Below are 22,131 nucleotides of genomic sequence, written 5' to 3'. Positions count from 1 at the left end.
TCCTCCCCTTTATCCTAATCGTTGTTTTGCGTCAGCTGCACGTCTTAACGCTTGACCGACATAATTTATACCAAGCATCAAAACTAAAATTAATAATGATGCGGGCAACCAAATCCACCATTTTGAAGATAATACTACCGGATTTGTTGCATAGCTTACTAATGTCCCTAAGCTAGGTGTTGACGGCGGTAAACCAAAGCCTAAGAACGATAGACCCGTTTCAATACCAACATTCCCTGCAAAGTTTAACGTTAATTCTACTATTAGCAACGAGCTTAAATTTGGTAGTATCCCTTTAAACATAATGGCAAAATCACTAGTCCCCATTGTTTTCGAGGCACTCACATAATCTCTACGCCCTTCGGATAAAGCTTTACTTCGAACGAGGCGCGCAGTGCTTATCCATTGAAAGGCACTTAAAATCAAAATCAACTCAAAAACACCATATTTCGGAATAATTGTAACTAATACAATGATGATCATTAATGTCGGTAATGTCATAAGGAAATCAATGATACGCATAAATAAATTATCGATAAAGCCGCCGTAATAGCCCATTATAATGCCCAGGGCAATCCCTAAGGCATTCGCAATAAGGGTAATAGCAACTGCAATTAAAATAGAATTTTTCGCACCGATAATAAGCTGTCCATACATATCACGACCCGCTTCATCAGCCCCAAGAATATATCCATTAACACCAGGCTCTGTAAAACGCTCTAATAATTTTATTCGTAATATTTCATCCTGATTCATAAATGCGGACATAATTAATATTACAATTATAAGCAAAGTAATTCCAATAAATGACAATAATGCTAATTTATCTTTTCTGAATTCACGAATAACGACTTGAATCCCTGTTGGTGGCATATTTTCAACTTTTACTACATCATTTTTTTGCTCCATTTTATTCACCTCTCCTTATGCGTTCAATGTAACTGTTAGTCTATGCGGATACGTGGATCAACAATGCTCATAATTATATCTGACAATAGACTACCTAATAACGCCAAGAAGCCATAAAGCATAACAAGAGCTGTAATAACACTATAATCACGACTTGTTACGGAATGGATGAATAATTGCCCCATGCCCGGGAAGCCAAAAATTGTCTCTATGAAAATCGAGCCGCCTAATAAGCCTGTAATTGTAAAGCCAAGGAAGGCCGCAATAGGTAATAAAGAGTTACGGAAAATATGTCTTCTGTAGATGATTTTCATTGGTACACCTTTACTACGTGCTGTCTTAACATAATCCTGTGTCTTGGCATCAATAATTTCTGAACGTAAGTATTGAATAATCGTCGTTGTCGCTAAAATGGCATACGTCATTGCAGGTAATATTAAATGATACAAGCGATTCCAATAATACTCGAGCGTTCCGGGTTCTATCCCTACATCGACTGTTCCACTCGTCGGAAACCACATTAAACGATATCCAAAGATATATAAGAAAATTAAGCCCAATACAAAAGTTGGTATTGCATAGCTTATAAAGCTATACAGAGTAATCGACTTATCATACAATGTATCCTGCTTACGTCCAGCTATCATTCCTAATGGAATAGCAATTAAATAAACAAGAATGGTGCTAAGTAGGGCAAGCCAAAAAGTGTTTAATGCACGCTCGCCAATCAATGAGGACACTGCAAGTTTATATGTATAGCTTTGTCCAAAATCTCCCTGAAAGGCATTGATCACCCAATGGTAATATTGTACATACCATGGATCATAATAACCCGCTTGAATTCTAAGTTCTTCAATACGTGCAGGGTCTGTTTCTGGTGTAATTAACCCTGTAAAAGGATCACCTGGCATTTGTTTCGCTAAGATAAAAATAATTAAGCTTAGCACAAACATTTGAGGAATCATTAAAACTATTCTTCTAGCAATTGTTTTCCACATTTCACATTCCTCCTGACATTGCAACCATATGTGTGTCTGAAATGGATTTCAGTGGATAGACTTTTCCATGCTCATCATAGTATTTATGTTGCTCTTGTTGATAATTTCCTTCTACCTGCTGTCGAATTAATTTACGCTCATTCCTAGTCTCTGGTTCGATATTTGGAATGGCTGATAAAAGGCGGTTCGTGTATATATGCTGCGGATTCTTATAAATATCATGTCTTGTACCAGTTTCCACAAAGCGTCCTTTGTACATAATAGAAATATGATCACACATATGTTTAACAACGCCTAAATCATGGGAAATGAATAAGTATGTAAGTCCATACTCATTTTGAATATCTTTCATGAAATTCAATACTTGTGCCTGTACTGATAGATCTAGCGCTGAAACAGGTTCGTCTGCAATAATCATTTTAGGGTTACAAGCAACCGCTCGCGCAATGCCCAGACGTTGCTTTTGGCCACCCGAAAATTCATGGGGATATTTTAGTAAAACATCTTCCGACATCCCAACAATAGCAAGTAGCTCTTTAATACGTTTGCGTTCCTCTTGATCACTGAGCTTCATAAAATTCCGAATAGGCTCTGCTAGAATATCGAGAACACGTTTTCTAGGATTCATACTAGAATGAGAGTCTTGGAAAATCATTTGTATGTCTCTGTTATAGGCAGAATCACGTTTTCTCTGTTGGTTTGTCACATTTTCACCCTCATAAAAAATTTGACCAGAGGTGATCTTTTCTAGACCTATGATTGCTTTTCCTGTTGTTGATTTACCTGATCCTGATTCTCCTACTAGCCCATACGTCTTGCCCTTTTCGAACTCCATTGTTACACCGTCCACTGCATATACGCGATCAACAACGGTATTAAAAAATCCTCCACGTATTGGGTAATGAACACTTAAATCTTTTATTTGCATAAAGCTCATACAGTCCCGCCCCCTTCTTCACCTTCGAAATGAAAGTGTTTCCAGCAGGTACATCTCACAAAATGTCCTGGTGCAATTTCATGTAATTGTGGTTTTGCTTCGTGTGAAGATGCATCAATCCACGGAATACGTCCTGAAAAACGACAACCTTCTCGAGGTAAATTGATTAAAGATGGTACCATCCCTTGAATAACCTCGAGTCTTTCATTTTCGCTATGTGTTTGTGGAATTGAATTTAATAGTGAACGCGTGTAAGGGTGCCTTGGATTATTGAATAATTCCTGAACCGGTGCCTCCTCCACTACTTCACCTGCATACATAACTACAACACGATCAGCCATCTCTGCTACAACGCCTAAATCATGCGTAATGAGAATAATGCCTGTCTCTGTCTCAGTCTGTAATGCTTTTAACAGGTCCAAAATTTGGGCCTGAATGGTAACATCTAATGCTGTTGTTGGTTCATCAGCAATTAATATAGCTGGCTTACATGATAGGGCAATCGCAATCATGACACGCTGACGCATCCCCCCCGATAGCTGATGAGGAAATTGTCTAGCTACGCGTTCTGGATTTGCAATTCCAACTTGATTGAGTAGTTCTAATACTCTTTCACTTCGCTGTTGTTTTGAAAGCTTTGTATGATAGATTAACCCTTCTTCAATTTGTTCGCTTATTCTCATTAAAGGGTTAAGTGCTGATAGTGGGTCCTGAAAAATAAACCCAATGTCATTACCACGTAAGTTATTAAATTGTTGGTCATTCAATTTTGCTAAATTTTGATTATTATAAAAGATATCACCAGTAACCTTTGTATTAACCTCATTGTGCAAACCTACAATAGTAGTCGCTAACGTACTTTTACCACAACCTGATTCTCCAACTATTGCTAATACCTCATTTTTTTGAAGCGAAAGTGAGACATCATCTACAGCAGCGTGGTATGTATCTTTTATGCGAAAACTTGTAGTCAAATTTGTTATTGTTAGTAAGTCTTTTGCTGTATTCAAACAATCTCTCCTCTATAATTCAATATTCTGAAAATACAAACGATACTTTATATCAGAATCATATTTAGTTTTTCTCTCTTCTCCCCTCATTTTTATATTGGCAAGTATGATTTTAATAATTTTTTCGCCTTCAACTCGTCAGTTGCTGATAGAATTATCTGAAAATTAAACTGTGCTATTATTTTAGCTAGAAAACATGTATAAACGCAAGTCCCTTTTTCAAATTATTTCAATCCAGCTTATAAATTTCCACCAGACATCTCCCTCTAAAAAATGCTCGTTTTATATTTTCGTTTTAAGAAATATTTTACTTTATCTTTACAAAGTTATAATTTATACAAAAATAAATTATTCAAATATAACAAAAAAATTCACACCACAAATTTACTTTTACAAATAAAACACAGTTAAACTCAAATAAATGAGTGTTTTATAGCAAAAAATAACAAATTAACTTTTATAGAAAAATTATATTTCACACATTTTTATTTTCAATGAATAATTTTGGACGTTGAAGTGCTAATATTTCAAATTACTTTAAGAAAACAATTTAAAGCTTTTAGTTTATAGCTATCTACCATACTTCTTAATTATTCCTAATTGCCGAATTTTTCTTTAATATTCAATATAGAAATACTATTTAGAATATTTTAAAAGGAAATTACATGATTTTATGTTAAAATTTCCAATGACAAAGTTTTATTATATTATTTTTCATTTCAACATAAGGAAAGGTTGGCTGTCATGGCAAAAATTAATGATGCATGGTTTACTGTAGAGGAACTCAATAATGAAACGTATGCTATAAGTGAATATGGTCATTGGGAAAAGGTGCATTCCTTTTTATTGCTTGGGGAGAAACAAGCTGTTCTTATTGATACAGGTCTTGGGATTGATAATATTCAAAGGATTAGTAAACAATTAACCTCTTTGCCCATTTCTGTGATTACAACACATGTTCATTGGGATCATATTGGCAGTCACGGAGCGTTTGATGATATTTATGTTCATAAAGATGAGGTTGATTGGCTAATCCATGGTATCCCTAAATTATCTATCGAACAGATTAGAACGGATGTTGGCCGTAATATTACGATACCTACACCTAAAACGTTTAATCCTTCGGACTACAAGCCTTTTCAGGGACAGCCTTCTGGTGTTTTAGAAGATGGTGATATTATAGATATAGGGAACCGAAAATTATCTATACTCCACACACCAGGGCATTCTCCTGGCCATATTGCTCTTTTGGATCATAAATATGGCTATTTGTTTACTGGGGACTTACTATATGATCAAGCACCTATTTATGCATTTTTTCCAACTACTAGCCCCGAGGATTTAGTCCAATCTTTAGAAAAAATAGCTAACTTATCTTCGCTTACGAAAATTTTTGGTTCTCATCACACATTAGGTCTTGACCCTTCTATCTTATTAGAGGTAAAAAAGGCAGTTATTACACTTCGAGAAAATAATCTAGTACATTTTGGGACAGGTATACATCGTTTTAATGGCTTTAGTATTCAATTTTAAATACCCTCTCCCTATTTAAATAGGAAGAAAAAAGCTGTTCTACAGGTCAAATAACCAGTAGAACAGCTTTTTATTATAGCTCTCCTGCCTTTAATTTCGCATGCCACTCTTTTAAGAATGGAATATCTTCTTCTCTAATAGCACCTGATTCATTTGCTGCCTCAATCAGATAATCGAAATTAGTTAAGGAGACATATTGGATGCCAGCTTCATCAAATGCTTGTTCAGCTCGTGGAAGATTATATGTGTAGACACAAACAACTCCTAGTACTTCACAGCCTGCTGCACGCAATGCTTCAACTGCTGTAATGGAAGAGCCACCAGTAGAAACGATATCCTCCACCACAACTACTTTTTGGCCCGCTGCGTATTTTCCTTCAATTTGATTGCCACGGCCATGTTCTTTCGCTTTAGAGCGTACATAGACCATTGGTAATTCTAAAATATCACTTACCCATGCTGCATGTGGGATACCTGCTGTTGCTGTACCAGCTACTATTTCAGTCGCTCCAAAATGCTCTTTAATTACAGCTGCTAAGCCAGTCGCAAGTTGTTTACGAATAACAGGGTCAGAGATTGTTAAACGTGTATCACAGTAAATAGGTGATTTTATACCAGATGCCCATGTAAATAATTCTGTTGGATTTAATTCTACAGCACCCACCTTTAGCATAGCGTGTGCAATTTCATTCTGTAATGTCATCATTTATGCCTCCCATAATTCACTTACGATTTTATATGCCGCTACTGGATCCTGTGCACCTGTTACAGCACGTCCAACAACGATGAGTGACGAACCTTCACGTTTTGCTCCATCCGGTGTGGCAATACGTTTTTGATCGTGTGCAGCGCCACCGGCTAGACGAATTCCTGGTGTTACCCGAAGAAAATCCTCTCCACACACTTCAGCTATTGCCTTAGCCTCATGTACCGAACAAACGACACCCTGTAAGGCAGCTTGTTTTGTTAGACGTGCATAATGTAGAACAGACTCCTGTAAGGATAAAGCAATTCTTTGCTCCGTCTGCATTTGCTCCTCTGTTGTGGATGTTAATTGTGTTACAGCAATTAATGCTGGACGTTCTTTGCCTACAGGTGTTCCTGCTTCTAGACCCTCTAGGGCAGCCTCCATCATTGGACGTCCACCTGCCGCATGGACATTTACTAAATTCACTCCTAGTTTGGCTAAGCCCTTCATAGCAGAGCCTACTGTATTCGGGATATCATGTAGTTTTAAATCAAGGAAAACATCATGACCTAACTCTTTTACTTTGCGTACAATATCAGGCCCTTCTTGCATATATAATTCCATTCCAATTTTCACGAAAAGAGGCTCATGGAAGTGCTTTAAGAAATCGAATACTTCTTTTTCTCCTGGAAAATCTAATGCTAGTATAGGCTTAGTATTCATCAACGATGGCTCCTTCCAATAATATCTGTTATATGTTCTACCTCAAGTGCGTCAAGTTTTGCTGGTAATTCATCAATAATATTTGGGCAAACGAAGTGGTCCACAAAATTTGCAGTTCCTATTGCCACAGCTGAAGCACCTGCCGACATAAAATCAATGACATCCTGTGCTTCTGTCACACCACCCATGCCAATTATCGGAATATTAACAGCCTTGTACACCTCATAAACCATTCGGATGGCAATGGGCTTTACAGCAGGACCCGATAAACCACCTGTGCCATTTGCGATGACTGGTTTCCCTGTCCGCTCATCTAAACGCATACCTACTAAAGTGTTAATCATTGTTATGCCATCCGCGCCACCCGCTTCGACAGCTAAAGCAATGTCTACGATATTTGTTACATTCGGTGATAGCTTCACATAAACAGGAACAGTGGATACAGCTTTAACCGCCTTGACAAGCTCACGTGCTGTGTCTGGATCTGTCCCAAATTGAATGCCACCACATTTAACATTTGGACATGAAATATTCAGCTCCAAAGCTTGGACATTAGGTGCTGCTGAAATACGTCTCGCTACTTCTACATAATCTGCAGTCTCTGTTCCAGCCACATTGGCGATAATTGGTACATCATAGCCCTCTAAAAATTTCAATTCCTCATTCATCACTTTTTCAATGCCAGGATTTTGTAGCCCAATTGCATTTAACATCCCTGCTGCTGTTTCAGCCACACGCGGCGTTGGATTACCTGCACGAGTTTCAACTGTTGTTGCTTTAATCATTATTGCCCCTAGCTTGGATAGATCGTAAAGCTGTGCATATTCACGTCCAAAACCAAAGCAACCGGAAGCAGGCATAATAGGGTTTTTTAAATCTAAACCTGGTAATTGAATGTTTAAACGACTCATAATGCCACCGTACCTTTCGGGAAAACTGGACCATCAGAGCATACTTTGACATAGTCTTTTGCTATTTGATCGGTTGTTTTGCAGACACATGCAAAACAAGCACCAATACCACAGCCCATACGCTCTTCAAATGATAAATAACCTTCTTTTTCTGGATAGAAGCCTTCAAGTGCTTTTAACATTGGGAGAGGACCGCAAGAATAAAAGACATCAAATTCAGGTGCTCTAGACTCTAACACATTTGTCACAAAGCCTTTTGTCCCTTTAGAGCCGTCAACCGTTACATAATGCGTTTCCCCAAGGGTGCTGAATTCCTCTTCATAGAAGCATACATCTTCCGTTTGAAAGCCAAGCACATGTATTGTTTTAACACCACGTGCGTTTAATTGCTTGGAAAGCTCATGTAGTGGAGGCACTCCGATTCCCCCTCCGACTAGTAGAGCTGTTCCTCCCTCTTTTACTGCATCTACTGGGAAACCATTTCCAATTGGTCCGAGGACATTGACCTGTTGACCTTCACGATTTGTTGCTAATACTTTGGTACCACGACCCTCAGCACGATAAATCATTGTAAATTCATTGTTATCTTTATCTATATTTGCAATACTAATTGGTCGACGTAAAAGCGGCTCCAACGAATCCGACACCTTTACATGGACAAACTGGCCAGGAGTCATATCCTGAACCAGTTCACCATGAAGTGTCAGTTCGAAAATGTTTGTCGCAATTTGCTTTTGGGAGACGACCCTCATTTTCTCTTGACGTATCATATTAGTGTACTACCTCCGCTTTTGGCATTTCTTCTGCTGTAAATGTCATAGATTCAATGACACGTACCATTGCTTCTGCCGTATCTAAAGATGTGAGACAAGGTACGCCATTTTCTACAGACTCACGACGAATTCGGAAACCATCTCGAGCTGGTTGCTTACCTTTTGTTAATGTATTAACGACAAGCTGAGCTTCGCCATTTTGGATTAAATCAATCAGTGTTTGTCCCTTCGCACCAATCTTGCCAACAACATCCGTGCGCACTCCAGCAGCTTCAAATGCTTTTGCTGTTCCCTCAGTAGCTACAATGCGATAGCCTACTGTTGAGAAACGTTTTGCTAATGCGATTGCTTCTTCTTTATCCTTATCAGATACCGTAAACAATACTGTTCCTTCTGTGCGAATTTCCATTCCTGCTGCAACTAAGCCTTTGTAAAGTGCTTTTTCTAATGTTGCATCTTTGCCCATTACTTCCCCAGTAGATTTCATTTCAGGGCCTAATGTTATATCTACACGGCGTAGTTTGGCAAATGAGAACACTGGTACTTTCACAAATACACCTTTTTGCTCAGGGGCTAATCCTGTTGGATAGCCCTGCTCGACAATCGATTTCCCTAGAATTGCTTTCGTTGCAATATTAGCCATAGGGATATTTGTAATTTTACTTAAGAATGGTACTGTACGTGATGAACGTGGGTTCACCTCAATGACATATACCTCACCTTGGGAAATTACATATTGAATGTTCATTAAGCCTACGATTCCAAGACCTTTTGCAAGACGTGTTGTATAATCTACTAATGTATCTTTTTGATACTGTGTTAATTTCTGTGGTGGGTAAACTGATATAGAGTCACCAGAGTGAACCCCTGCGCGCTCAATATGCTCCATAATACCTGGGATTAATACATGTTCTCCATCACAGATAGCATCTACTTCAATTTCCTGCCCTGTTAGATAACGGTCCACTAATACCGGATGATCTGGAGATGCTTCCACTGCGTTCTCCATATAGTGCTGTAATTCTTCTTGGTTGTAAACAATTTCCATTGCACGTCCACCTAGAACATAGGAAGGACGGACAAGTACTGGGAAGCCCAGACGCTCACCAATGGCAAGTGCTTCAACTGTAGAAACCGCTGTTTCACCCTGTGGCTGTGGAATGTTTAAGTCACGTAAAGCCTGTTCGAATTTATCGCGGTTTTCTGCACGGTCGATATCCTCTAGAGAAGTTCCTAGGATTTTCACACCATTTGCAGCTAACTTATCAGCAAGGTTAATCGCAGTTTGACCACCGAATTGAACAACAACTCCAATTGGCTGTTCTAAGTCGATAATATGCATAACATCCTCGATTGTTAATGGCTCGAAGTATAATTTATCGGAAATTGAGAAGTCCGTAGACACTGTTTCTGGATTTGAGTTGATAATGATAGCTTCATAGCCTGCCTCTTGAATGGCCCATACTGAATGGACGGTAGCATAGTCGAATTCTACCCCCTGTCCAATGCGGATAGGTCCTGAACCTAGTACTACTACAGAAGGTTTTTCTGACTTAATGGATTCGTTTTCTTCCTCATATGTGCCGTAGAAGTAAGGTGTTTCAGATTCAAACTCTGCTGCACATGTATCAACCATTTTATAGACAGGAATAATACCTTGCTCTTTACGATATGCGTAGATGGCTTCTTCTGTCGTGTCCCAAAGCTCAGCAATTTTCTTATCTGCAAAGCCTAAACGTTTTGCTGTACGAAGCACTTCTTTATCATTTTTATGGTCAGCTAGCGTTTGTTCCATATCTACAATGTTTTTAAATTTGTTTAAGAAGAATAAGTCAATAGCTGACCATTCATGGATTTGTTCAATTGTCACACCACGGCGTAATGCTTCACCGATGAAGAATAAACGCTCATCCCCAGCCTTGCGGATACGTTTTTCAATCCAAGAATCCGAGTTGTCTTCAGCGTGCTTTAGCTCTAAGTGTACTTGACCTGTTTCAAGTGAACGAACCGCCTTTAACATGGCTTCCTCGAATGTACGGCCTAGTGCCATCACTTCACCAGTAGCTTTCATTTGCGTGCCAAGATTACGCTTTGCTGATTCGAATTTGTCGAATGGCCAGCGTGGGATTTTAGCGACAATATAGTCAAGAGCTGGCTCAAAGCAAGCATAGGTTGATCCTGTTACAGGGTTTTTAATTTCATCTAATGTTAAACCAACTGCAATTTTTGCTGCTAGCTTAGCAATTGGATAGCCTGTTGCTTTAGAAGCTAGCGCAGAAGAACGTGATACACGCGGATTTACTTCAATGACATAGTAGTTGAAGCTATATGGATCAAGTGCTAGTTGGACGTTACAGCCACCTTCAATTTTTAACGCACGAATAATATCTAATGAAATATTACGTAGCATTTGATTTTCACGATCCGAGAGAGTTTGAGTCGGTGCTACTACAATCGAATCCCCCGTGTGAATTCCTACTGGGTCAACATTTTCCATGTTACATACTACAATGGCATTGTCCACTGCATCGCGCATTACTTCATATTCTATCTCTTTATAGCCTGCAATAGATTTTTCTAGTAAACATTGTGTTACTGGTGAATATTTAAGACCGGATGTTACGATTTCCTCTAAATCCTGATCATTGTAGCAAATGCCGCCTCCTGTACCACCAAGCGTAAAGGCTGGACGAACAATAACAGGGTAACCAATTTTGACTACAAATCTTTTCGCTTCGTCTAAGGAATGAATAATATCAGACTCAGGTACTGGAGCACCTAATTCGTACATTAAGTTACGGAATAAATCTCGGTCCTCTGCTTTATGAATAGCATCTAGTTTTGTACCAAGGATTTCTATACCCAGCTCATCTAGAATGCCTGATTTATCTAATTCAATCGCCATGTTAAGACCAGTTTGACCACCAAGTGTTGGCAAAATAGCATCTGGGCGTTCTTTACGTAAAATACGAGATACAAAATCAAGAGAAATCGGTTCGATATAAACTTTGTCCGCAATTTCTGTATCTGTCATAATTGTGGCAGGGTTTGAGTTAATTAAGATAACACGGTAGCCCTCTTCTTTTAATGACAAACAAGCTTGTGTTCCTGCGTAGTCAAATTCTGCTGCTTGCCCGATGACGATTGGGCCTGAGCCGATTACTAAAATTGTTTCAATATCTGTACGTTTAGGCATGTTGTTTCCCCTTCCCTGCTTCTACTTCCATCATTTCAATAAATTCATCAAATAAGTGGTTTGAATCTTCTGGTCCTGGTGATGCTTCTGGGTGGTATTGTACTGTAAAAATTGGATATTTTTTATGACGTACCCCTTCACACGTACCATCATTTAAGGCGATATGTGTTAATTCTAGATCAGTATCTTGTAATGATTCGATATCAATAGCGTAGCCGTGATTTTGAGATGTTAAATCTGTACGACCTGTGCGTAAATCTTTTACTGGATGATTGCCACCACGGTGTCCAAACGGTAGTTTAAAGGCTTTCGCTCCACTTGCTAAGGAAAAGATTTGATGACCTAAGCAAATCCCGAACATTGGCACTTTTCCAATTAAGTTACGTACTGTTTCTATTCCCTCTTGGACATCTTCTGGATTCCCTGGTCCGTTTGAGAGCATAATGCCATCTGGATGCCAAGCTAAAATTTGTTCAGCTGATGTATTGTAAGGAACTACTAGTACATCACAATCACGTTTATTTAATTCTCGAAGGATGCCATGTTTCATACCGTAGTCAATTAAGACCACTCGTTTACCTCGACCAGGTGATGGATAGGCTGCTTTTGGCGATACTTCACGTACATGGTGTGTTATAGCTGGTGTCGCTTGCAGTTGCGTCACAACTTCACTCACATTTACCTCTTCATTGGCCGCTGTTAAAATCGCCTTTACTGATCCTTTACTACGAATAATACGTGTTAATTTACGCGTATCAATCCCCTCTATACCCGGGATATCTTTTGATGTTAAATACTCATCTAACGTTAAATCGCAACGGAAGTTAGAAGGCGTTTTAGCAAGTTCGCGTACAACAAATCCACGTATAGCTGGCGTAATGGATTCAAAATCATCTCGGTTAATGCCGTAGTTTCCTACCATTGGATACGTCAATGTAACAATTTGACCATAGAACGAAGGGTCTGAAATAGTTTCTTGATATCCCGTCATACCTGTCGTAAATACAACCTCACCTTGTGAAGCGCGATCACTCCCAAATGCTGTACCTGTAAATACTGTGCCATCCTCTAAAACTAGTAAACGTTTTTTCATTACTCTGCCTCCTGATATACGATATTTCCTTCAAAAATTGTTAGGACCGGCCAACCTTTTGCAACCCAACCGTTAAATGGTGTATTACGTCCTTTTGATACAAAGCCTTCTGCATCAATTGTTTGTTCTTTTTGAATATCTATTAAAATCATATCCGCTGAAGCACCCACTGCTAATGTGCCATAGGGTAGATCAAAAATTTCAGCTGCCTTCACTGACATCCAGTCTATTAATTGTTTTAAAGTCCATTTCCCTGTTTCAACAAATTGTGTATATAGTAGTGGGAAAGCTGTTTCGAAACCTACAATACCAAACGGTGCCCCCACCATACCACAGCATTTTTCTTCCACTGTATGTGGTGCATGGTCTGTTGCAATACAATCGATAGTTCCATCTAGTAGTGCTACATGCAGTGAATCTTTGTCATCAGCCCCACGCAATGGTGGATTCATTTTCCAGTTTGCATCATCGGATGGAATATCCATTTCTTCGAGTAATAAATGATGCGGACAAACCTCTGCTGTTACACGAATTCCGGCTGCCTTTGCATCTCTTACCGCACGAACGGATTCTTTTGTTGATACGTGACAAACATGGTAGCGTGCACCTGCAGCCTCAGCAAGCAGTACATCTCGTGCAATTTGAACGGATTCGCAAATGGATGGAATCCCCGGAAGATCGAGCTCCTTATTACGCTTTCCTTCATGCATAACCCCATCATAAATTAATGAATTATCCTCGCAATGGGCCACAACTACCATGTCGTGCTTGGCAGCATCCTTCATTTGCTCGTACATGGTTGAAGCAAGCTGAATTCCTACACCATCATCTGAGAACGCTACAGCTCCATATGCTTTTAACTCCTCCACATTTGTTCGAACTTCCCCAGAAATATCCTTTGTTAGTGAACCGTATGGAAGTACTCGAATCACAGCACTTTCTTTAATCAGCCCATTAATAAGCTGCATGTTTTCCACTGAATCTGGTACCGGCTTCGTATTTGGCATGGCACAAATTGTCGTAAAGCCACCCTTTGCTGCAGAGGCAGACCCTGTCGCTATTGTTTCTTTATGTTCAAAGCCTGGCTCTCGTAAATGTGTATGCACATCGACAAACCCTGGTGCTACAATCAAGCCATTTCCTTCAATGACCTCTGCATCTACTACCGTTACCTCTTGGCCAATTGCTGTAATTTTTCCATCTGCCATGGCGATATTGACTGTTTGCAGCTCACCTTGTTCATTTAACATTTGTACATTTCGAAGTACTTTTTTCATGTTATTCTCTCCCCTTTAAAATTGTTTCCACAATTGCCATCCGTGTATAGACTCCATTTCGCACCTGCTCGAATATTCGAGAGCGTCCACACTCTACAAGCTCAGAAGCAATTTCTACATCACGATTCACTGGTGCTGGATGCATAATAATAGCTGATTCTTTCATTAGCTTTTCTCGTTCTATTGTTAAGCCGTATTCTTGATGGTAGCCTTCTTTCGAAAAGCTTTTATTTACTTTATGACGTTCATGTTGCACACGTAATAGCATAATGACATCGCTAATTTCGATTAGATCATCCCAAGAATGATGCGCTTCAAATCCTCCTGCCCATTCTTCTGGACAAAGGAAGTGCACTTTTGCCCCTAAACGTTGCAATGCATGGGCGTTTGATTTTGCTACTCGACTATGTGAGATATCTCCAACTATCGTAATATTGAGCCCTTCAAAATACCCAAACTCTTTTTTTATTGTATATAGATCCAATAATGATTGGGATGGATGCTGTCCTGCACCGTCCCCTGCATTGATGATTGCTACATTAATACCATTTAGTAGCTCATTATAATATTCATCCTCTGATGCTCGAATAATGACTGCATCTAAACCTATCATTTCTAAAGTTTTGACCGTATCGTACATGGTCTCCCCTTTAGTAACACTCGAAAATCCCGCATCGAAAGGAATGATATGACAGCCAATTTTATGCTCAGCCATTTCGAAGCTTGATTTTGTCCGTGTACTTGGTTCAAAAAATAAGTTGGCAACGTTGTATGTCCGAGATAACGATGATGTTTCACCATTTTCAAAAGCTTGCGCAAGATCTAGGATGTGGTGAATCTCTTCTGTTGTTAAATGTTCCATCGATAATAAGTTCTTCATCATGTGACCCCCATAAGGTTGTGTGTCATGAACGTCTATGTATGACGTTCTTTTCATAAAGTAAAAGCCCCGTTGATGTCATCAACGAGGCATAAGGAGGCGTGACAAACTACAGCAGGGAATCATCCTTACTTTAGCCTATCCACAACTTCCCTTTTTTTGCCTCTCTGGACAATTCATTAAAAGGTACTACTATGAATTTTTATTTTGATTGTATGGTACGGGTTTTTCGGCTTCCTTCTTACCTGGTAATATGGCATTCAATAGGACACCGATGATGGCAGCTAGTGCCATTCCTTCAATACTCAATGATTCTGAAATGACGAACTTTGCACCGCCGATCCCGATGACTAAAATCACTGAAGCAATCACTAGATTACGACTATTTCCAAAATCAATATGATTATCTACAAGCATACGTAAACCACTAGCTGCGATAATACCGAAGAGCAAGATGGACACTCCACCTAATACTGCGGTTGGAATAGTTGCAATCACTGCCATTGCTTTCCCGAAGAATGATAGTAATATGGCTACTATTGCAGCACCTGCTATAACGTACACACTATAAACACGAGTAATTGCTAGAACACCAATATTCTCACCGTAAGTTGTTTTAGGTGGACCACCGATTAATGCACTTACGAATGTGCCAAGTCCATCACCTAGTAGGGAACGGTGTAAACCAGGTTCTTTAATGTAATCACGGTTAACTACTTTCCCTAATACAAGCTGATGACCAATATGTTCAGAAATCGTTACAATCACGATTGGTACCATGACAAGTAGAATTTTTGTTGTGATTTCAAATTCATAATGTACACCTGGTAGCAAGAAGTCCGGCATAGCAAAGAATTTTGCGTTGGCAATCGGTGTATAATCTACAATGTCGACAATCATGGAGTAAATATAACCTACGATTAAGCCCATCAAAATTGGCATTGTACTTAAAATTCCTTTAAAGAAAATCGTGAAGATAATTGCTGTGAAGACTGTGACTAAAGCGGCAGAGAAATGTAAAAAGCTATATTCCCCGTTAACATTCATCGCCATATTCACGGCCGTACCCGATAGTCCAAGTCCAATAACCATAATTACTGGTCCTACTACAATCGGTGGCAAAATTTTCATTATCCACTTATAACCACTTTTCCAAATGATTAAAGATACGATTCCGTACGTGATTCCGACAGCCATTGCGCCAATCATGGCATTTCCAGGGTTTACACTGGAGCCATCCTCATTCAAACCACCTGCCGCCAGTAATATTGGAGCAATAAAGGCAAAGGAGGAGCCTAAGTAAGCGGGTACCTGAAATTTTGTAATTAATAGGAAGAATATTGTTGCAATCCCACTTGTTAAAAGGGCAATTGCAGGGCTAAGACCTACTAACTGTGGCACTAAGATTGTTGACCCAAACATGGCAAACATATGCTGGAAGCTTAATGTCACTAGCTGAAGTGGGGTTGGCTTATCCTTAATATCTAATACTGCATTTGACATTTTGTTTCCTCACTTTATTGTTCGTCTTCTTTATAAATAATAACGCCATCTTCTCCATCTACATCTTGTAAATTGACAATGATGCGCTCAGAGCCAGAAGTCGGAACATTTTTCCCCACGTAGTCTGCTCTGATTGGTAACTCTCGATGTCCTCTATCAACTAGAACAGCTAATTGAATTTGAGCAGGTCTTCCTAAATCCATGATAGCGTCTAGTGCTGCACGAACTGTTCGTCCTGTATAAAGAACATCATCGACTAAAATAATCTTTTGATTTTTCACTTCATGCTCAATGTCAACTTGCTCAACATGTGCTTGTTCATTTTCATGTTTCGTTGTTAAATCATCCCGGTAAAGTGTAATATCAAGCTCCCCAGTACGAATTGGTTTACCTTCGATTTTTTCAATTCGTTGTGCTAAGCGTTTGGCTAGAAAAGCACCTCGTGTTTTAATGCCAACTAAAATACATTCATCGATTCCTTTGTTGCGTTCAATAATTTCATGAGCAATACGTGTTAATGCTCGTGCCATTGATGGGCCATCTAACAATTCATTTTGAGCCAAATTCGTTTCCCCCTCTCTACAATCTATTGTGAGCATGTGTCCATAAAAAAACCTCTCGAGGCGAATAGCCTGAGAGGGTTGTATACGTGTTTAAAAAGCATGTCGAAAAAAAATTTGCAGCACAAATTTTTTGCAACACTATCACATGTCCCTTCTCAGCCTCTCTGGACTGCTATTAAAGGTGAATATTTAATTAGTTTGTTCATTCACTGTCGTTAGTATAGACTTTCTTTGCGTATACGTCAATGCCTATTTCGTAATTCATTTAATAATTGCTCATAATCAGCAGGAAGTGGCGTTTCAAACTCTAAGTATTCACCTGAAGAAGGATGATTGAAGCCTAGCGTTGCTGCATGAAGAACTTGTCCACCAAAATCAATTGTCTTTTTCGGTCCATACTTTGGATCCCCAACAAGCGGGAAACCGATATAATTCATATGCACACGAATTTGATGTGTTCGTCCTGTTTCTAGACGACATTCTACAAGCGTATAATCACCAAAGCGCTCTACCACATGAAAATGCGTAACAGCATGTTTACCATTATCGACAATAGCCTGCTTCTGACGGTCTTTTTGATCACGACCGATTGGCGCATCAATAGTCCCTTTATCATGTGCAATATGCCCATGTACAAGAGCAATATATTTACGAGTAACAGTTTTATTGACTAACTGATCCACTAACGATTCATGGGCTACATCGTTTTTGGCAACCATTAATAAGCCTGATGTATCTTTATCGATACGATGGACTATACCTGGACGCATAATCCCGTTGATACCCGATAAATCTTTACATTGATACATCAACCCATTTACTAGCGTCCCTGTCATATGCCCTGGTGCTGGATGAACGACCATACCCTTTGGTTTATTCACAACAAGAACATCAGCATCCTCATAAACAATATCCAGTGCTAGGTTTTCTGCGATTACATCAAGTGGTTCAGCTTCTGGTACATCAATAGCAATAACGTCCCCCGCTTTTACCTTATATTTTGCTTTCACAGCATCGCCATTTACCTTGATATTTCCGTCACTAATCCAGTTCCCAATCTGTGTGCGCGACCATTCAGATTGTAAGCTTGAAAGTGCTTTATCAATGCGCTCTCCTTGCTGTTGTTCTTCGATTGTATATGTTACTTCCGTCATTGTTTCACCTGTTTCTTCTCTTTTTTATCTTCCCTAATCAAGCCAATCATTAGTATAACAACAGCAATGGTCAACGCAGCATCTGCCACATTAAAAATTGGGAAATCATACTGAATAATCGGAATTAAAACATCTACAAAATCAACCACTTCTCCTCTAAATAAACGATCGATAAAGTTCCCTATTGCTCCACCAAGTAATAGCATTAAGCCCACTTGAAAAATTGGCTTCCCTTTCGCTTCTTTATGATAAAAATAGACAATGGCACAGATAACGGCAATTGTCACGATGCTAAACAGCCACATTTGCCCTTCTAGCATTCCCCATGCTGCACCTCTATTACGATGTGATAAAATGCCAAACCATGGATCTACTACAGCAATACGTTCACCATACTCCATATTTTTCACAATCAACCACTTTGTCCATTGATCCAATAATACGACAAAGGCAGCCAATCCATAATATTTATACACAAACATTCCTCCGTTCGCTCAACATCTAACCTATTCTACCATATCAGCACCATTCACAATAACTAATATCACATCAAAAATATGGCGATTCCAAATGTCTTGAAAATACAAAAAAGCTATCTCTATCACTTTTCGAGCAATAGAAATAGCCAAATTTATTGTCTTATACTGTTTCAGATTCTTTTGAATGGACTCGCTTCATAAATTCATTGACATCAGCAGGTACCTTTCGATCTAATAGTGACACAATAATAACGGATAAGAAGCCTACAGGAACCGTTACAATTCCTGGAATTTTAAACTGTAAGAAACTCGGTAAAGTTCCTGGTAAAAAAATCATCCACATAGATACGCCAAGTCCAATAAGTAATCCTGCAATGGCTCCTTTCTCTGTCATGCCTCTCCACCAAATCCCTAAAATAAATATTGGCGTAAATGTACTTGCTGCTACTGTAAAGGCGAGCGCCACTAAATGACCGATAGATGCATCCTTAACAAGGAGCCCAAGTGCCCCATATAAAATACCTAATAGTACGATAGCTACTTTTCCAGCAATGACACGCTGTTTTTGCGTAATGTCTTTTTTCATAATGTTCGCATATAAATCATGAGCGAGTGCCCCAGAGCTTGTAATAAAAAGACCTGAAAGATTAGAGAAAATAGCTGCAAATGCCCCCGCAATAACTAAGCCCAGCAACCATTTACCACCTAGAGCTAACGCTGTAGTTGGTATCACCATATTGTTTCCGCCAAGTACAAGATCACGCATAACCTCTTCACTAGCTGTTCCCGAAATGAAAATGGAACGACCAACAACTCCTAAATAAACGGCTAAAAAAAAGAATGTACTAGCAATTCCTATAGCCATCAGGGCAGATTTTCGTGCTGCTTTTGCACTTGGATTCGTATAAAAGCGCAATAAAATATGAGGGAGTCCAATGGTTCCTAAAGCTAAACCAATCGTCATGCTAATCGTTTGCCAAAATGTTGGGAAATAAAAGCCTGTCCCTGTCCAAGCAGCACCATCAAAATTAACTTCATTCCCATCTAAAGCATATGGGGATGTGCCTGAAATAGGACCGCTAAAGGAATTAATAGCTGCAAGAATTTTATCGTAATGCAAACCACTATATACCGCTGCTACTAACATGACAATAAATGCACCAAGACGAATCCATAGCTCCAAGGCTTGGTTAATGGTTGTTCCTTTCATTCCACCAATACCTACATAAAAAATCATGACTACACATGTAAAGATAATGCCAAATTCATAGGAAGTGCCAAAAAACATACTTAAAATTTGAGCAGCACCTAATAGTTGCGGAGCCGCATAAAAGCCTGAAATGGCTAATACTACCGCGACTGCTACTAGTCGTGCACGTTTACTATGAAAACGATACCCCAAAAAATCTGCTACCGTAAATGCACCAAATCGTCTCAAAGGACCCGCTACGAAAATAGCTAATAAGGTTAAACCAATGGAGAAACAAAAAGCGTAATAAGCCCCATCATATCCTAGTTGAAATGTTAAGCCTGCAATCCCAAGGAATGTGGCTGCACTTAAATAATCCCCGCCAATTGCAGAACCATTTGTAAACCACCCAAAGCTTCTTCCTCCTACAAAGAAATCCGATGCTGTTGCATTTCTTTTTGTTAAATACGTAATGTATACAATCGTTCCCATTAATGCAATGGTCATTAACATCTTTGGTTCTAAAAGAGCTTCTATCATTCACTTATCCCCCTTATTTCAACTACTTATTGGCTAGATCATATTTTTTTAGGCGCTTTTCGTACATGGAAGTATGCACATAAGCGATAATAAATGCCATTGCCATCATCACAACGGTTGTCACAAACCAGGTTACCGTCATTCCACCCCACATTTTCTTAAAGGCAAATTCCGGTGCAAACCAATTCATAACTGGGATACTAAAAATCAATATAAAATAAAATACCGATAAGCCTAAACCTGTTGTAAATTCATCTTTCATAATTTTATTTGTCGCCGCATCTAGAGGTGGAAGATCCTTTACATCAATGGTGCCTGCCTCCACATATTCGTAATCATGACTCCCGACTTCTGCCATAGCCAACTCCCCCTTTTTATTTCAGTAAATAATTATCTGAAATTTCAAATTATTATTCACTACAATTATTCTATTCTATTTCAACTTCAATATAGGTATAAAATATTGCTGTATTAGTACAAAAAAATGCTATTTTAAGTTAAAATATTTCTATCAATTTTATTCTTAGGAGGCTGGTAGCATTTTAAAGGTGGTATGGTTTATGGAAAGCTCATTGGATAAGCAACAAATGAGAGATTGGTTAGAAGAAGTTTTACCAAGCGCTTTAATGGAGTGTAAAGAGCCTAAACCAGAAGATGACACTATTATTGTCTATGAAGTCAATCGGTTATTTGATTGGGTTAAGATTAAGCGACTAAAAAGAAATTATCCTAATAGTATAATTGTCCCAATTGTTACAGAACACCTCACCTACTCGACTGGTATAGCAATTGAATTAGTTTTACCTGCACTTCTCATTAAACCATTACAAAAATCAAAATTTTTACGTATTGTAAAAAAGTTACACACTGCCTATCTGGAAGAAAAGGCTAGTACACTTACCATGCTTGAACTGACACAACAAATATCCCATAACCAAACTTCTCCATTTCGAGAAGCATTTTTAAAACGTCTTATACGCGGTGAGATTGATAATGAACAGGAAATCATTCAATCTGCATCCTTTTTATCGCCTAACTGTATCCCTAATATGGTGTTCTTAATACAGGGCTATATCGATGTCAATGAAAAAAAAGCTCATCCACAAGATGCAAGTAGCCTCATTACAACTGTTATTCAACAGAAATTTGCAGATAAAGCGCCGTTGTCCTTTTTACATTTTGAACGCTATTTGCTTTTTCTTTTGCGAATACCTAATGACTATAACTCATTCAAACATTGGCCAGAGGGCAAAGCATGTTTATTAGAGGTCATCGAAACACTAAAAAAGGACCATTGTATCCATCTTTTTATGGGGGTTGGAGGTGTATTTCAGGATGCTATGCAAGTGAAGGAATCCTATAGTCAGGCACGAAAAGCTCGTAGAAAACCGCCTATTGATAACATTCATATACGATATTATGAAGATTTAACGAAGCATCCACAGCTTCAAAAAGCTATTCAATTTATAGAAGAGCATTTTGACGAACAGCTTTCTATAAGTGAAGTTGCGAAATATATAAGCTTTAGCCCAACACATTTTAGCAGGCTATTTAAAAAAGAAACGGGTCGTAATTTTGTTGACTATGTTGCCTTTACACGTATTATCAAGACTTTACCCTTTTTACGAAAGTTTGATTATACGGTCGAAAAAATTTCCTCCACCTGTGGGTTTAATACACCGAATTATTACAGTCTAACCTTTAAAAAATATGTTGGAATATCGCCAACAGACTACCGCAATACGAAGGAAATTTTGTTTAAGTAGGATGTAGTT

Annotated in this window: 20 protein-coding genes; 2 read left to right on the top strand and 18 right to left on the bottom strand. The window is 38.9% G+C overall.

Features of this window, described 5'->3' with window-relative positions; genetic code table 11:
- Positions 1-9: 9 nt before the first annotated feature.
- The 4 genes from ACE1MS_RS04510 to ACE1MS_RS04495 are packed head-to-tail and all read right to left on the bottom strand — an operon-like array spanning position 10 to position 3,854.
- Positions 10-909: an ABC transporter permease gene (locus tag ACE1MS_RS04510; protein WP_036167386.1), complete on the bottom strand. Its 900-nt coding sequence runs from the start codon at positions 907-909 to the stop codon at positions 10-12.
- Positions 910-944: 35 nt separating this feature from the next.
- Positions 945-1,907, bottom strand: a complete 963-nt coding sequence (gene opp4B, locus ACE1MS_RS04505; protein ID WP_031418940.1) for an oligopeptide ABC transporter permease — start codon at positions 1,905-1,907, stop codon at positions 945-947.
- Position 1,908: 1 nt separating this feature from the next.
- Complete coding sequence (locus tag ACE1MS_RS04500; RefSeq protein ID WP_012293193.1) at positions 1,909-2,844, bottom strand: ATP-binding cassette domain-containing protein; 936 nt, start codon at positions 2,842-2,844, stop codon at positions 1,909-1,911.
- Positions 2,841-3,854, bottom strand: coding sequence for an ABC transporter ATP-binding protein (locus ACE1MS_RS04495; RefSeq protein WP_012293192.1), 1,014 nt, complete (start codon positions 3,852-3,854; stop codon positions 2,841-2,843). The genes ACE1MS_RS04500 and ACE1MS_RS04495 overlap by 4 nt, the downstream gene beginning before the upstream one ends.
- 744 nt (positions 3,855-4,598) lie before the next feature.
- Between ACE1MS_RS04495 and ACE1MS_RS04490 the strand changes: the two genes are divergently transcribed.
- Entirely contained in the window at positions 4,599-5,387 is a 789-nt protein-coding gene (locus ACE1MS_RS04490) for an MBL fold metallo-hydrolase (RefSeq protein WP_447402724.1), read from the top strand.
- 73 nt (positions 5,388-5,460) lie between these two features.
- Here the strand turns inward: ACE1MS_RS04490 and pyrE are convergent, their stop codons facing one another.
- The 14 genes from pyrE to ACE1MS_RS04420 all read right to left on the bottom strand — a co-directional run bounded on the left by pyrE (position 5,461) and on the right by ACE1MS_RS04420 (position 20,714).
- The gene (pyrE, locus tag ACE1MS_RS04485) at positions 5,461-6,090 is read right to left on the bottom strand and encodes an orotate phosphoribosyltransferase (protein WP_031418938.1); all 630 of its coding nucleotides are present in this window, start codon (positions 6,088-6,090) and stop codon (positions 5,461-5,463) included.
- 3 nt (positions 6,091-6,093) lie between these two features.
- The gene (pyrF, locus tag ACE1MS_RS04480) at positions 6,094-6,798 is read right to left on the bottom strand and encodes an orotidine-5'-phosphate decarboxylase (RefSeq protein WP_036167383.1); all 705 of its coding nucleotides are present in this window, start codon (positions 6,796-6,798) and stop codon (positions 6,094-6,096) included.
- Complete coding sequence (locus ACE1MS_RS04475) at positions 6,798-7,709, bottom strand: dihydroorotate dehydrogenase (RefSeq protein ID WP_200990979.1); 912 nt, start codon at positions 7,707-7,709, stop codon at positions 6,798-6,800. Before ACE1MS_RS04475 ends, pyrF begins: the two co-directional genes overlap by 1 nt.
- Complete coding sequence (locus tag ACE1MS_RS04470; protein ID WP_200990978.1) at positions 7,706-8,479, bottom strand: dihydroorotate dehydrogenase electron transfer subunit; 774 nt, start codon at positions 8,477-8,479, stop codon at positions 7,706-7,708. Before ACE1MS_RS04470 ends, ACE1MS_RS04475 begins: the two co-directional genes overlap by 4 nt.
- 1 nt (position 8,480) lies before the next feature.
- Positions 8,481-11,678: a carbamoyl-phosphate synthase large subunit gene (carB, locus tag ACE1MS_RS04465; protein ID WP_012293187.1), complete on the bottom strand. Its 3,198-nt coding sequence runs from the start codon at positions 11,676-11,678 to the stop codon at positions 8,481-8,483.
- Positions 11,671-12,771, bottom strand: coding sequence for a carbamoyl phosphate synthase small subunit (locus ACE1MS_RS04460; RefSeq protein ID WP_012293186.1), 1,101 nt, complete (start codon positions 12,769-12,771; stop codon positions 11,671-11,673). Before ACE1MS_RS04460 ends, carB begins: the two co-directional genes overlap by 8 nt.
- Entirely contained in the window at positions 12,771-14,048 is a 1,278-nt protein-coding gene (locus tag ACE1MS_RS04455; protein ID WP_447402723.1) for a dihydroorotase, read from the bottom strand. The genes ACE1MS_RS04460 and ACE1MS_RS04455 overlap by 1 nt, the downstream gene beginning before the upstream one ends.
- Position 14,049: 1 nt before the next feature.
- Entirely contained in the window at positions 14,050-14,928 is an 879-nt protein-coding gene (locus tag ACE1MS_RS04450) for an aspartate carbamoyltransferase catalytic subunit (RefSeq protein ID WP_036160943.1), read from the bottom strand.
- Between the two features lie 192 nt (positions 14,929-15,120).
- Positions 15,121-16,431 carry a uracil-xanthine permease family protein gene (locus tag ACE1MS_RS04445; RefSeq protein WP_031418932.1) on the bottom strand — a complete coding sequence of 437 codons (1,311 nt, stop codon included), beginning with the start codon at positions 16,429-16,431 and terminating at the stop codon, positions 15,121-15,123.
- Positions 16,432-16,445: 14 nt separating this feature from the next.
- The gene (pyrR, locus tag ACE1MS_RS04440) at positions 16,446-16,994 is read right to left on the bottom strand and encodes a bifunctional pyr operon transcriptional regulator/uracil phosphoribosyltransferase PyrR (protein ID WP_031418931.1); all 549 of its coding nucleotides are present in this window, start codon (positions 16,992-16,994) and stop codon (positions 16,446-16,448) included.
- Between the two features lie 242 nt (positions 16,995-17,236).
- Complete coding sequence (locus ACE1MS_RS04435; RefSeq protein WP_012293181.1) at positions 17,237-18,148, bottom strand: RluA family pseudouridine synthase; 912 nt, start codon at positions 18,146-18,148, stop codon at positions 17,237-17,239.
- On the bottom strand, positions 18,145-18,624 hold the full coding sequence (gene lspA / locus ACE1MS_RS04430; protein ID WP_080695172.1) for a signal peptidase II: 480 nt from the start codon (positions 18,622-18,624) through the stop codon (positions 18,145-18,147). The genes ACE1MS_RS04435 and lspA overlap by 4 nt, the downstream gene beginning before the upstream one ends.
- A gap of 163 nt (positions 18,625-18,787) precedes the next feature.
- Positions 18,788-20,356, bottom strand: coding sequence for a sodium/solute symporter (locus ACE1MS_RS04425; protein WP_012293177.1), 1,569 nt, complete (start codon positions 20,354-20,356; stop codon positions 18,788-18,790).
- Positions 20,357-20,378: 22 nt separating this feature from the next.
- The gene (locus tag ACE1MS_RS04420) at positions 20,379-20,714 is read right to left on the bottom strand and encodes a hypothetical protein (RefSeq protein ID WP_012293176.1); all 336 of its coding nucleotides are present in this window, start codon (positions 20,712-20,714) and stop codon (positions 20,379-20,381) included.
- Between the two features lie 202 nt (positions 20,715-20,916).
- Between ACE1MS_RS04420 and ACE1MS_RS04415 the strand changes: the two genes are divergently transcribed.
- Entirely contained in the window at positions 20,917-22,122 is a 1,206-nt protein-coding gene (locus ACE1MS_RS04415) for an AraC family transcriptional regulator (protein ID WP_447402722.1), read from the top strand.
- Positions 22,123-22,131: the final 9 nt, after the last annotated feature.

The organism is Lysinibacillus sp. fkY74-1, assembly GCF_053165895.1.
Note: the sequence above shows the minus strand (reverse complement) of the source record. Positions and strands in the feature narration are given on the sequence as shown.

Excerpts from the sequence above, each read along its gene's own strand:
- ACE1MS_RS04425 (WP_012293177.1), bottom strand. The coding sequence starts at position 20,356 with ATGATAGAAGCTCTTTTAGAACCAAAGATGTTAATGACCATTGCATTA.
- ACE1MS_RS04455 (WP_447402723.1), bottom strand. The coding sequence starts at position 14,048 with ATGAAAAAAGTACTTCGAAATGTACAAATGTTAAATGAACAAGGTGAG.
- ACE1MS_RS04475 (WP_200990979.1), bottom strand. The coding sequence starts at position 7,709 with ATGAGTCGTTTAAACATTCAATTACCAGGTTTAGATTTAAAAAACCCT.
- ACE1MS_RS04490 (WP_447402724.1), top strand. The coding sequence starts at position 4,599 with ATGGCAAAAATTAATGATGCATGGTTTACTGTAGAGGAACTCAATAAT.
- ACE1MS_RS04415 (WP_447402722.1), top strand. The coding sequence starts at position 20,917 with ATGGAAAGCTCATTGGATAAGCAACAAATGAGAGATTGGTTAGAAGAA.
- carB (WP_012293187.1), bottom strand. The coding sequence starts at position 11,678 with ATGCCTAAACGTACAGATATTGAAACAATTTTAGTAATCGGCTCAGGC.
- pyrF (WP_036167383.1), bottom strand. The coding sequence starts at position 6,798 with ATGAATACTAAGCCTATACTAGCATTAGATTTTCCAGGAGAAAAAGAA.
- ACE1MS_RS04435 (WP_012293181.1), bottom strand. The coding sequence starts at position 18,148 with ATGACGGAAGTAACATATACAATCGAAGAACAACAGCAAGGAGAGCGC.
- ACE1MS_RS04450 (WP_036160943.1), bottom strand. The coding sequence starts at position 14,928 with ATGAAGAACTTATTATCGATGGAACATTTAACAACAGAAGAGATTCAC.
- ACE1MS_RS04470 (WP_200990978.1), bottom strand. The coding sequence starts at position 8,479 with ATGATACGTCAAGAGAAAATGAGGGTCGTCTCCCAAAAGCAAATTGCG.
- ACE1MS_RS04445 (WP_031418932.1), bottom strand. The coding sequence starts at position 16,431 with ATGTCAAATGCAGTATTAGATATTAAGGATAAGCCAACCCCACTTCAG.
- ACE1MS_RS04500 (WP_012293193.1), bottom strand. The coding sequence starts at position 2,844 with ATGAGCTTTATGCAAATAAAAGATTTAAGTGTTCATTACCCAATACGT.
- ACE1MS_RS04420 (WP_012293176.1), bottom strand. The coding sequence starts at position 20,714 with ATGGCAGAAGTCGGGAGTCATGATTACGAATATGTGGAGGCAGGCACC.
- ACE1MS_RS04510 (WP_036167386.1), bottom strand. The coding sequence starts at position 909 with ATGGAGCAAAAAAATGATGTAGTAAAAGTTGAAAATATGCCACCAACA.
- ACE1MS_RS04460 (WP_012293186.1), bottom strand. The coding sequence starts at position 12,771 with ATGAAAAAACGTTTACTAGTTTTAGAGGATGGCACAGTATTTACAGGT.
- opp4B (WP_031418940.1), bottom strand. The coding sequence starts at position 1,907 with ATGTGGAAAACAATTGCTAGAAGAATAGTTTTAATGATTCCTCAAATG.
- pyrE (WP_031418938.1), bottom strand. The coding sequence starts at position 6,090 with ATGACATTACAGAATGAAATTGCACACGCTATGCTAAAGGTGGGTGCT.